This is a genomic window from Chryseobacterium indoltheticum (assembly GCF_003815915.1).
Taxonomy (GTDB): domain Bacteria; phylum Bacteroidota; class Bacteroidia; order Flavobacteriales; family Weeksellaceae; genus Chryseobacterium; species Chryseobacterium indoltheticum.
Genome location: NZ_CP033929.1, coordinates 2383460 through 2395858, shown reverse-complemented (window position 1 = coordinate 2395858; position 12399 = coordinate 2383460). Strand labels below are relative to the sequence as shown.

Annotated in this window: 12 protein-coding genes; 4 read left to right on the top strand and 8 right to left on the bottom strand. The window is 34.9% G+C overall.

Annotated elements, in window-relative coordinates; genetic code table 11:
- Nucleotides 1–52: 52 nt before the first annotated feature.
- Entirely contained in the window at nucleotides 53–241 is a 189-nt protein-coding gene (locus EG358_RS11085; RefSeq protein ID WP_123890094.1) for a hypothetical protein, read from the top strand.
- 88 nt (nucleotides 242–329) lie between these two features.
- On the opposite strand, the gene EG358_RS11080 is transcribed toward EG358_RS11085, so the two are convergent.
- Nucleotides 330–899 (bottom strand): hypothetical protein, encoded by a 570-nt coding sequence (locus EG358_RS11080; RefSeq protein WP_123890092.1) that lies wholly within the window; start codon nucleotides 897–899, stop codon nucleotides 330–332.
- A 12-nt stretch (nucleotides 900–911) separates the two neighbouring features.
- Nucleotides 912–1271: a hypothetical protein gene (locus EG358_RS11075; protein WP_076562896.1), complete on the bottom strand. Its 360-nt coding sequence runs from the start codon at nucleotides 1269–1271 to the stop codon at nucleotides 912–914.
- Nucleotides 1272–2263: 992 nt separating this feature from the next.
- Here EG358_RS11075 and EG358_RS11070 point away from each other — a divergent pair.
- Genes EG358_RS11070 through EG358_RS11060 form a run of 3 tightly spaced genes read left to right on the top strand, consistent with a single transcriptional unit; the run spans nucleotide 2264 to nucleotide 3679 of the window.
- Nucleotides 2264–2638, top strand: a complete 375-nt coding sequence (locus tag EG358_RS11070; protein ID WP_076562895.1) for a hypothetical protein — start codon at nucleotides 2264–2266, stop codon at nucleotides 2636–2638.
- Nucleotides 2639–2648: 10 nt separating this feature from the next.
- Nucleotides 2649–3161 carry a hypothetical protein gene (locus tag EG358_RS11065; RefSeq protein ID WP_076562893.1) on the top strand — a complete coding sequence of 171 codons (513 nt, stop codon included), beginning with the start codon at nucleotides 2649–2651 and terminating at the stop codon, nucleotides 3159–3161.
- Nucleotides 3162–3169: 8 nt separating this feature from the next.
- Nucleotides 3170–3679: a hypothetical protein gene (locus EG358_RS11060; protein ID WP_076562892.1), complete on the top strand. Its 510-nt coding sequence runs from the start codon at nucleotides 3170–3172 to the stop codon at nucleotides 3677–3679.
- A 246-nt stretch (nucleotides 3680–3925) separates the two neighbouring features.
- Here EG358_RS11060 and EG358_RS11055 read toward each other — a convergent pair whose 3' ends face one another.
- The 6 genes from EG358_RS11055 to EG358_RS11030 form a co-directional block, all read right to left on the bottom strand.
- Nucleotides 3926–4198, bottom strand: a complete 273-nt coding sequence (locus tag EG358_RS11055; protein ID WP_076562890.1) for a hypothetical protein — start codon at nucleotides 4196–4198, stop codon at nucleotides 3926–3928.
- Nucleotides 4199–4201: 3 nt separating this feature from the next.
- The gene (locus tag EG358_RS11050; RefSeq protein ID WP_083677105.1) at nucleotides 4202–5566 is read right to left on the bottom strand and encodes a S41 family peptidase; all 1365 of its coding nucleotides are present in this window, start codon (nucleotides 5564–5566) and stop codon (nucleotides 4202–4204) included.
- Nucleotides 5567–5582: 16 nt separating this feature from the next.
- Nucleotides 5583–6323, bottom strand: a complete 741-nt coding sequence (locus tag EG358_RS11045) for a hypothetical protein (protein ID WP_076562888.1) — start codon at nucleotides 6321–6323, stop codon at nucleotides 5583–5585.
- 142 nt (nucleotides 6324–6465) lie between these two features.
- Complete coding sequence (locus tag EG358_RS11040; protein ID WP_076562886.1) at nucleotides 6466–7380, bottom strand: T9SS-dependent choice-of-anchor J family protein; 915 nt, start codon at nucleotides 7378–7380, stop codon at nucleotides 6466–6468.
- A gap of 70 nt (nucleotides 7381–7450) precedes the next feature.
- Complete coding sequence (locus tag EG358_RS11035) at nucleotides 7451–8761, bottom strand: hypothetical protein (protein ID WP_076562884.1); 1311 nt, start codon at nucleotides 8759–8761, stop codon at nucleotides 7451–7453.
- 300 nt (nucleotides 8762–9061) lie between these two features.
- Nucleotides 9062–12346, bottom strand: coding sequence for a TonB-dependent receptor (locus EG358_RS11030; protein WP_076562882.1), 3285 nt, complete (start codon nucleotides 12344–12346; stop codon nucleotides 9062–9064).
- Nucleotides 12347–12399 lie beyond the last annotated feature (53 nt).

Here is a 12399-nt window from a genome sequence, read left to right as displayed (position 1 = left end):
AAATTTTATTTTACATAAACGATATTAGACCGCTTGTTATGAGACAGTCTTTATGGTAAAAAGACTTGCACTTAATCCACCATTTAAAATAAATCATAAAGACTGGGGTTGTGAAACTTCCATGATTCTTTCTAAATCTTCCACCAGATATTCCGACATCTCTTCGGTTATGGGTACAATGCTAAATGGCGCCAACAAAAGACAGTTGGTGCCATTTACTTTTATAGCATTTCTAATCTAAATAAAATCATTATCCTTCATAACATTTTAAATTTAGTAAAAAAAGCTCTTAAGCATTGAATTTAAGGGCTTGAAACTAATTTATATTATTATGAATTTACAATCACCACAACATAATCATCTGGTGCTGTTGGATCCAAATAAAATGATGTTACAGTCACATTAGCATCAGTATAATTCATAGGGTATAATAAACAGACATTCGGACTTCCCGGTGATTCCATCCGTACATCATAATTTAATGCAAAACCTCCATTGTCATAAGGCCCACCGTTCGGATTCCAATACTCAACTTCAATCCCACCCCATCTTGCCAAAGTTCCAAACGGATTATCTAAAATAGGATTGTTTGCAGATTGAGTGACATAGGTATTTGCAGTAGTTGCAACCCTCCATTGGGTAATGGGAACAATGGCATTTTGAGAATTTCTAAATTTTTTGTAATAAGTCACATTTCTCCCTAATGGATCGCCATCAGGATATATATTATCACTGAATTCTCCTCTCAGTGCAGGAAAGCAATTGTCAGCACGAGCACTGATATGCCCACCAAGTGTATATCTGCTGTAATTAAGTATCTGCATCTCATCACTAATGCTATATGCTTTATAAAATGGAACAGATGCTAAAGCGATACATAAGATTAATAATTTTTTCATGATAAATAGTTATTAGTTTGATTTAATTTTATTTCTGTATTGCGCAAGATTTTCATGATACACTGAGAATCCTTTTTTAAGAATTTTTCTTTTTTCCATTCTTTTAAGCTCAGTCTCTGACATGTTATTATCAATCAATAGTTGTGAAGCTGCTGGCAGCAAAACTTCGACACCTTCTTCATTAAGCGCTTTATTGCTATCAATAAATCTCGTCTGACCTTTTGCTATTGTTTTTAAAGCATTCTCGAAGTTTTCCATAGCATCACTCTTTAGAGATACTACTGTTTCTGTCACTTCTGTGCTTTGCCTTTGTTCATTTTGGCAACTGACTGTTAATAAGCTTAACATGGCTATGCAAGCAATTTTTCTCATTTTTTTTTGATTTTTGGTTAATATATTTAGTTTAAACTATATTTAATTTTGACCCTTTAAAGTTGATGGTAGTTTTTTAACCCTTTTACCGACGCAACAAATAAACTCTGCAACAAAAACAGGAATAAACCCTATAGCACTATGATTCACAATAAGTTAAACTCATCAGTATATGTAAGTATACGTTTTATGGGTAATGCAGAACTCAATACATAGCGAGGTAAATGCTCAGGCAGTGAAGCGATCACAAATAATATTGTAAGTGAATAAATTTCACGTTAAAATCTCCATTGAGATCTAATTAGACCGGTTTCGGAAGAGTCAAAATGAGCCTCTGAAACTTCTTCGTAATTGAAAGTTTGTGACGATAATAAGTGTGAGGATGATATGCAAATAAAGAAATAGAAAATTGCTTTATTTTACATAACATTTTAATACAAAAATGTATCATGTTAATAGTTTTGATGTGATTATTAGTGTAAATCTATCCAAAGAAGATTCGTGACAAATATATAAATTATTTATACACTTTGATGTTTTTGTTTTAAAAATAAAATTAAAACACAATATTAAATCATTATTAATAATTAATTCGCAATTAAAAAAATCATAAAAAACAATTGATATGTAAATTTATTTTTTACATTTGTAACGAATTTCACTGTTAGTGATATTCAACTAAAACCATTCAAATTATTAATATGAGATATACAACTATACAAAAATTGTATCGGGTAAAACATGCCCAGAAACTCCCTGATCTTTACAGCAAATGTACTTAGCAAACTCAAAATTTTGAGATAACTATCCTAAACTTTCTTGTATACCCTAGAAGGAGTTTAATGCATATATTTTGAAAATATTTCTCCTTAAAATTCAACCAATTTAATCTAGATCAATAGGGATCATAAGCTCTCCTTTCTTGTTTACATAAAACCTACATAAAGACCTTATCATAAAACCTAAAAACAATTTATTAAACAATTTTAAACATGAAAAAACTAACTTTTACATTGATGATTGCTTTAGCGGGACTATTTGCGTCATGCTCAAACGAACAAACAGCTATCAGTACTCTTGAGAATTCAAAAACGCAGGAAATGAAAAATTTTGACGGCGCCTTAAAATCCCTGATGAAACCTGAAAACAGATCTACACCAGAAGAAAAATCGAGATTGGGCGCACAACTCAATGAACGAAGTCTTGACATACTCTATAAGGCCTCCAACAATTTATTAACAGTTAACCGTATTGAATTTGCAAAAGCAGAATCAAGAGAGGGTAAAGAAAAAGTTATTTCTCAGGCGACAAAGCTTTATTTTGAGAAATTACGCGGGATGGAACAAAATGCTAAATCAGAAAACTAAAAATTGAGCCATGAAAAAATATATTTCTATCACTCTGGTTCTTATATGTTCCTTTGCTTTTGGGCAGGGAAAAATAAACATATTTAATTATACTGCATATAATTTGAGTAATTCATTGGTGGGTTATAATTCAAGCAATGGTAACTGTCTACCAAGTTTTAATGGAACTAATCATCCGGTTCCTGTTCCACCAGGGGCAGCTGTAACTTATAACGGCTATTACCAGAGCGGGCTCGTAAATCCTCCGATACCAAGCTGGACTGTATATACAGCAGGTGGTGCTGTTACCACTCAGGCTCATACCAACCTTATTTTGAATACACCTTATGCGACCACAACGTCTTGGCAACTCAATAAGTTCTCTCTGCATTATGTCAGCGGTGGCGGCGTTCCATATGGTGGCGGTAGCGTGGGAACTATTGTTTGCAATACCCCGCTTGTTGACTATGAAGGGGGCGCTCCATGGGCATACGAGGCATTTTGGTTCGTTTCAGGAGGTGAAACTTATTTTATAATTCAATAAAAAATATTATGAAAAAACTTTTTTTAATTTTAATTTGCGTTATCTCAAATTCACTATTTTCTCAAGGTACATTAAATCTTTTTAATTATAGTGTTTACAATATGCAGGGAAGATTGTTTGCCAGAGGAAGCCAAAATTGCTTACCATCGGTGTGGACTTCATATGAATTTCCTGCGTCTACTTCTGCAACAATTTTAGATTACAATGATAGTTTACCCTATATAGGAGGCTGGTCAGCTAGAACTTCGGCTACAGGGGCAATTACCAACCATGTCCCTCCGAATTCAGGTTTCTTAACTACGGTAAGCCCAATTACACGCTGGCAGTTTTCTTGGTTTTTGACAAAAGACGCAAACGGGGTACAGACCGGAGACCAATATATGATGGGAGATGATGCTTTTTCTGCACCATGCGGAACAACCCCGGTATATGATTACCAGATTGGCAGCAATACACTTGTAGAATCCTTTTGGTTTTATTTGCCCGCAACAAATGAAACTTACCTGGTTGTGCAGTAAGTTTCAAAAAACTTATCAAACATCACCTCATCTTTCTCGTGTCATATTTTATGAGAAATATGTGGTACATATCTGGACTGATTTACACAGCAAATATTGCCAGAATATATTAATAAATAATCCCACATGGTTAGTGTGGGATTATTTTATTCTTAATAATATTGTACGAAGCTTTATAGTTGTCTACGGTAATTTATTGTTTTTAATTAATTAAATTACTCACAGTTTTTAATTCAAGTAAAACCTTTATCCGTTTCTTAAATTTCTTCTTACAATTCGGATTTTTAAAGATAGCTGTGCCTGTGCTTTTTTATGACATTCCTTGTATTTTTTTATGCTTTTTTCAAGCTGGCTTTTATTTTTCAGATATTCTTCATAAAGATTACCTAATTCAGAAACTTCATCAATATCTATGGGGTAATTAGAATCAGTATCTTTTTGTGATTCGACCAATAAGTAACGGTAATATTTAGCTCTTTCGATGAGAGTATTATGAAATTTTGGTTCGATACCTTGCATATTTTACTTAAAATTTAATTTTGAAAGAACAGTAAAAGGACGATCACTTTGAAATAAGATTTTTACGCTTTTTGATTGAGCTTCTGTATGTACAGACTTTGAATAAATTTTATTCATCACAGAAGAAAGCAATATTTCGTCAGGATCGCCTAAAGGAAGTAATGGCAATGATATAAATTCATTAACAGAGATTTGCGGAAAAATCCCATTATTATAATTCCCTTCACCATTGGCATTGAATACTTTATAAATAACAGGATGTATCTGCCAAGTAATTTTTTTAGGTTTTCGCTTGTCTTCAATTACAAATCCGGCCATGTCTTTTCCTAATGTAACTTCACCAACCTGAATGACTTCCATATAAGGTTTTAGATTATTGATAACAATTTCAGAAGCAGAAGCAGTGCTTTTTGAGGTTAAAACATATACTTTTTGTAAACCAAGAGAATTGGCTTGTAAAGCATTAAAATTAATCGCATTGGAAGCGTAAGCAATTTGTTGTGAAAAAGACCTTTTAACTTCGCCCCCGTTTTTATTTCCTTTATAGGTAATAAACTGAGAATTTGCAGAAATTCCTGCCGGAATCAACGCACAAAGTGCTGCAGCTGATGAAACAGAACCTCCATAATTGTATCGGAGATCAAGAACCAAATCCTGCACTCCCGCACTTTTAAATTCTGCGAATTTCTGATTGAGAGCCTGACTCATCCCATCCGGAAAATCATAAATATAAAGATATCCTGTTTTCTTTCCGTTTTTATCAAATATTTTAGACGTCAAAGGCTGCTCAAAAGTATACCCATAATAAACTGTAATGTTTTTTTCATTAACAACCGATCCGTTTTGCCAATTTCCTACGGTAAGCTCGATCATCGTTTTTTCGGCTATGGATGAAGTTAATTGTTCCGCGTTAGAAGCGGTAATATTTTGTCCGTCGATTTTTTTGATGATCATTCCTCTTTCCAATCCGGCATTCAGAGCGGGAGAATTTTTCAAAACTAATTTTATGACCGTAACAATTTCACCATTTTCCAACTGCAAAACAGCATAATCAAAGCCATACATATTTCTTACCGAACGAGGATAAGTAGATGCATCGCTTGTATTAATGATAAATGAAAAACGATCCTGAGGAAGCAACAAACTTTTAAAAAAGTCTTTTACCGGAAGATGATAATTGGGCTTTGGCGGCATCTGATCTGCCCAATAGTAATATCGTCTCATGCTGTCCTGAACCCAAACATTCACAGATTCGGTGCTACCTTCGGGAAAATTGGGCACCTCATCATCTGTACGGTTGCAAGAAACTATCAAAAAAGATAATATAATTAAAGCCAGTAACTGAGTTTTAAAAAAAGTTTTGCTCATAAAATTTAAAGATTATTTATAAATAATCAGCAACATCAATATCGCCTTTCACTACCCAAACTCCATTCTCCATTTTTTCCTGAAGAACAATCATATTAGCGCCAATATCCTGTTTTAAAGTCACTTTTATAATACCTGAACCCGTGTAAGGAATATTGGCTCCAATTTTATACAGTTCCAGATAAACAGGAGCCGTAGCGCTGAAAAATGTGTAAATTTTAACAGCTGTAAAATCTTTTTTTCCAATGTGATCAAATTCGGCAAGTACAGTTCCGTTTTCTCTCTTCAAAATACCTTTTACCCCTTCTAAAGATGCTCCCGAAAATTCACCAAGATTAGGAAAAATAAATTCGAATCCTACTCTGCCCAAATTAACCTGAGGTTTCACAGCATACGTTTGTAAATAAATTCCGGGTAGATTAAAGAAATACAAGTCTTTGAAATCTAAAGCATTATCAAAATTGATATTGTATTTAGCAATCTGAGCTCCGGTTTGATTATTGTAAATTCCAATTTCGTCGGTCTCACCTTTGTCTACAACAAAATTGAGCTGAGTTTCTATTTTCTCGGTGTAAGAAGTATTTCCATTAACAGATATGGGAACTCCGTTGAGTCTCATCTGAATAACATCTGGTTTTGAGTATCCTTTAATATTTATCTGTGCTGCCCTCTGAATTTTATCATAAACTTCTAAAGAACTATTGTCTGTACAAGAAAAAAGCAGTGAAAATACAGTCAGCGCTAAAATATTTTTCATTTATTTAATTTTAAAAAGTAAACTGTTTATGAGAAAAATTGCCTCAGCCCAAACATAAAAAGCTGAGAACAATTGTTTTAATTATAAAAAATTACAGAGGATATGTTTTAGTTTCATGGTTATAAATTTTTATAAGAGAAATCTATTTTTTAATAAATTTCATTCGCTCAGAGACTATTCTGTCTGATACCTCAACAATATAAGTACCTGCCGAAAATTCTGCTACATTGATATTTTTAGAATATTTTGTTTTTAAAATCTGCTGACCGCCCATATTATAGACACTTACTGTTGTGTTGTTTTCTTTTAAAGCTGCATCAAGTTTTATTTGTAAGGAAGATGATACAGGATTTTCTATTATTTTACTTAATGCTTTTCCCGTTTTTACTTCTTTTGTACTTAAAACGGAAGCATAGATTGCCATCTCATCTATATTGATATTCTGAGAATTTGGTGCTCCTCCGGATGAAATTCTGTTTGACCAAAGGCCTATATAAATTTTCTTTCCTGCAAAAGCTGAGATGTTTACCAAAGATTCTGCAAACTGTGTAAGATCAGACGGAAGGTTACTTGAAGCACTAAATCTATATGTTGCACCACCTGCACTTTGAGCATCAGTTGCTAACTGTTGAAAATCTGCAAGACCTGGAACAGGCTTCTGAGAGGTGCTTACAAAAATGTATAAATCTCTGCTTACACTTGCATGGCTAGACCTTTGTCTTCCGATATATCCTGCTAAAGTAATAGTTCCGCCAACATTCGTAAGGTCTATTTCCGGAGAAACTATCCAATCGTTTTCAGTTGCAAAACCTGTTGCATTACCTGTAGGAACCAAATTGATAGAATGACGAAGAACACCTGCAGTTCCGTATGCTAATGAAGTTCCGTTGTGATAGATATTTTGTCCTTGCATCCAACCGTTTCCATTTCCGTTTGTATCATAGAAAGTCCATCCTTGTAAGTCACTTGGTGTTTCAAATGTATTCATCCAAACAGGGATTTGAGCAAATACCGCCTTCGATAAAAGTATTACAGATAATAAAATTATTTTTTTCATAATGCCAATTATTAATATTAAAAAAGTAAAAGCAGGGAATGTAAAAGCTACACTCCCTGCTTGATAAGTATTAGTCTATTGTACCAAAATTATATTTTGTCCAGATACCGTCGTAGTTACCACAGTTTCTTGGAGAAACATTCCAACCTCCGATGTTGAAAAACGGCTGGCTCATACCAAAAAGCTGAGCAGAAGCTCCTGTAAACAAGTTTCCAGAAGGAATTCCTGCTGTACCAAGACCTGTAACAGAAGTGGTAAACCCATGAACTTTGATCGAGCTATAGATAGATGCAGAAGATAATTCTGAACCAGAACCTTCTACTTTTATCCCTGTAGGATATCCTGTAATAACAGCATCATTTAATGTTAATCTACCGTTTCTTCTAATATGAATTCCGTTTTCGTAAGCAGGACCTACCCCCGGAACTGTAGAAAATACATTTGTACTTGGTCCTACGATAGTTAGGTTATTGATTACAGGGTGGGTAAGCAACGAAGTTGAAGTACCTGAAGCATTGTTATCTAGCTCGATACCGTTGGTATCAGAAACGCCACCACTTGTGGTATGCGACGAGTTGGTATCTGCTAATGCAAGAGCACAAGTAATTGTACCTGTATATCCGTTATCAAAATCGAAGTTATCATCTTCTGCAGCAAAAGAAATCAGGTTAGAAGCATTCACTGTTCCTCCGAAAAATTCAAAAGAATCATCCTGACCGAAAGAAACCTGAATATGATCTAAAGTAGTACCATTTCCAACACCGGCCAATGTCAAAGCATTAACTTCGTTACCAGAATTAGCACCTACAAAGTCATAACCTGCAAACTCGATACGAACATACTTCATGGTTCCCCCGTTGTGAGCAGTGTTTGAACCTCCGAAATAAAAATCACTTCCTGTTAAACCTTCTACAGTAGTTGTTGTAGGAACGTTTGTAGGAGCATCTCCTAAGATCACTACTCCACCGAAATCTCCAGAAGTTGCCGTAGTATCTTCGTTTCCGTCTAATAAATTATAACTTGTAAAAATAATCGGTTGAGACTCTGTACCCGTTGCATTAATTTTACCGGTTTTTGTAATGACCAAAATACCAGAACCTTCACCTATCGCATTAGGTTTAGCTTTAATAAATGTACCTGGCATAATAGTAAGCGTGGCTCCGTTTTTTACAGATACAATACCGTTGATTTCTATTACTCCGCTCCAGACAGTGCTAGAAGTGATGTCACCGCTAACTGAAGTTACAGGAAGAGCAGATGCAGTAAGATATTCAGCAGAAGTAGCTTTCATGTTAAAAGAGTCTGAAGAATCTACTAAAGAATCATGTTGACAAGCAGTAAGAGACAATGCTGCTACAGCGATTAAAGTTAATTTTTTCATTGTTAAAGTTTTTTGGACATCAAGCTTTCTGGTTAATATTTTCCGGCCTGATTTTTAAAAAATTTAGAAATACACGCCTCTGTATTTCAGCAATTTGGTTTTTATTACTCTACGCTACAGGAGGAGCTATATCGAAGAGTTCCCTTTTTCTTTGCCAATGTCTGGGACAACGGATGGCATTGGTTATTTTTTATGAATCTGAAACTGTGTTGCGCGTTCATCAGTTATATTTTTTTGATTCACTTTCAGGATACCAAACCTGTACGTTTCACTACTGAGCTCTTTTCTTTATCTTTATAATTAAAAAGTATAGTTCACACTTAAGCCGAATATTCTTCCGCTGTAAGCACGAAATAAAATTTTATCAATATTTTTATCATATTTATTGGTAGCACCGGGAAGAAGCTCCAGCATTTCTCTTTCTGTTTGTAAACCGCCGCCTTTGGATACCGAATAAGAATTGAAATTATTATAAAACTCTTTCACTCTATTGAAAAGATTTCTTGCATTAAACTTCACCTCCAAATTTCTGTTTCTTAAAAATTTGTACGAAAGCTGTGCATCTGCAACTGCATAAGGTCTTTGAATCTCTTCTCCGTTGTAACCATACCCTACAGTAATGTATTGCTCACCTTTTGCATTATACAAAAGACTTATTCCCAACCTTTCACCATCATACATCAGTCCTAAATTATAAGCATAAGGAGTTTGACCGTAAAGCGGTCTGTCTACCTCATAAGTATCATCAAGATCTGTGGTTTTAGTTCTGTCTTTAAAAGATATTACCTTGGTATCGTTATAGGTGAAGTTTCCGCTGATGAAGAGTTTTTCGAAAAAAGAATCTGCTTCGATGAAACTTAAATTTTTTCTTACCTCAGCCTCAAATCCTTTCAGTTCTGCATTTTTAGAATTCCCGTTATAAAGATGTAAGTTTCCTTCATTTGAAATATACCCTTCTCTTTCGATGGGTCTGTCTATATTTTTGTAGTACAATCCGACTGAGAATATTTCACCTAAACCTGGAAACCATTCCAATTTAAAATCATAATTATTCACCACAGACGACACCATTTCTGTATTATGAATCAGTCCGTTCGCGATAGGATCAAAATAGGGCAATCCCGTTCTTTCGTTAAACTGAGGACGAATAACCATTCTATTGTAGGCAAGCCTCACATTGGTTTTACTGGTCGGGCTGTAAGTAAAATTCGCAGAAGGCATGAATTGCCAAGGTTTGTCCTCCACCGCCTCTTTGTAAACATTCTGTGGATCATTAGGATCTAGCTGCTGAGAAAGCAATTTATATTTAAAATATTCTGCCCTCAATCCCCAAACCAATCTAAATTTGCTTTTCCATCGATTATCAAACATAATAAACCCTGCATGCTGCTCCACTTTACCTTTATATTGTTCGTCAGTGTAAAGCGGTCTTGTCTGCCATCCGATTCCACCAGGTACATAGTGCGAACCATCCAACCATTCAGAAAGTGCACCCTGCAAAGCCATAAGATTGCTTCCTGTTACTTTTTCGTCAACTCTTAAGAGAAATTTTTGCTGAAAATTGGTATTGCTTTTAGATACTCCTGCATAACCGGCCTTTATATCATTTTTAAAATCTCCTAAATCTTTACCCCATTTAAAAGAGGCACCATAATTATAATCTGTTTCTTTATTTTCTATATACCCTCTCGCAAAATCGCTGGAAGAGTTATTAGCTTCATGATACGCTATAATTTCAGTCCCGATGAAATTATAAAGCGTATTGTGCAATGTATAATCTTTTGTATCAGATGCTACACCCGTTCTTGCCGCAAACCAGTCTACCGCTACATTACCTATTTTATGACTTCCTTCTATTTTATTTTGTAAAAGAGTTTGATAAATCGGATAATTGGCATTATTTGTATAAGGTCTGTCTAAAGTTTTTATCTGTTCAGGATCATTATTGGGAACAATTCCGTTGTAGAAATAATTGTAAGCCAATTCTGCATTAGCCGGCAAACCACTTCCTGAAGTATATTCATTCCAGCCTGTAATTCTGGTCAGGGTATTATCATAAATATGAGTATAAGAGTTTCTGAATGAAAATCTGTTTTTACCCAGCTGCAATCCAAAATTCAACATTCCGGCAACCGTAGAATTATAATTATATGAGGCTCCCTGGTTTTTGAAGTTGTAAAATTCTACAGGATTTGAGCCGGTTGTTTGCCAATCCGAAAGCAAGTAACTTGTGTCTAACCAGTTTCCTCTTCCTGTGTGATCGATCTCTAGTTTATTTTGTTCGTTTCTTACAATCAAAGCTCCTGCAAATCCCCATTTGCTATTATTTTTAAGCTTATAATTTCTTCCCAACGCGATCTGGAAATTAGATCCCATATCTGCTATTGTAGCATAATTGGTAAAATTATCATTCTTAAACTGTCTCGATTGTTCAAAGAACAAAGGGTTTTCCCAATTTGTAAACTTCAAGCCCAAAGGGAAATCTCTCGTTCCGTCATCATACCCGAAGTAATCATATTTTCCGCGTTTTCTGGTAAGAAATTCCTTAAAAGTTGTCTGATCATTGTAGGAAGTTCCCATTGTTACCGTAGTAAAGCTTTCGTTGGGGATATCTTTAGTTTTAACTTCTACAAAACCTCCCGCAAAGCTTGCATTCATATCCGGAGTAGCTGTTTTGCTCACAATCACACTTTCCACCATGGAATTGGGAATAATATCGAACGAAAAATTTTGGTTATAAGCTTCTGTACTTGGAAGATTGATCCCATCCATCGCTGCTGTATTCCAACGTTCTCCCATCGAGCGCACCACTACATATTTATTATCAATTGTAGTAATACCTGTTATCCTTTTCAGCGTTCCTCCCAAATCATTATCGGGTGTTTTGGAAATTTGTTCAGCCGAAATTCCGTCACTCATCTGTGCTGCTTTTTTCTGTAAAGCCAATAATCCTGCCTGTGTATCTGCTTTTCGAGTTCCTGTAATCACAACTTCTTTTATACTCGCGATCTTATCAGAAGCTGACCTCATCACAAATGAAACAGTGTTGGTTTGATTATTTACGATCGATAATTTTTCTACACGTAAAACATCATATTTCGTAGCTTTCACAATTAATGTATAAGATCCCGAAGGAAGTTCTATCGAAAAATCACCATTGCTATCTGTTAATGCATTCTTTCCAGCAATGCTTACGTCTGCACTGATCACAGGGTTACCAATTTCATCTACTATCTTCCCGGAAACCCTGCCGTCACCTAGAGCAGAGACATCTGACCCTTGATATTTTATTGAAATGAGATCTCCCCGAAGACGATGCACAATAGGAAGACCACTTGTAATATCTTTTAAACATTCATTGACAGGAATATTGTCACACTTAATACTTTTTACCTTTAATTCTTTAATATCTGTTTTGGAATATACCAGTCTCATTCTGGTTTTTCCGGCAAATTCTTCCAAAACTTCTATCAGTGGTTTACCTACCGGCGCAGAAAAAGATACTTTTTGAACTAATTCCTGGGCTTCTATTGTTACTGTAAAGAACAGAGCCGCAATTGTAAAACCACATTTCACACTTTTCATTTTTACGTTTTCTTTTAATTAAAATTTTATCTGATTATTAGTTTTCAATGCTT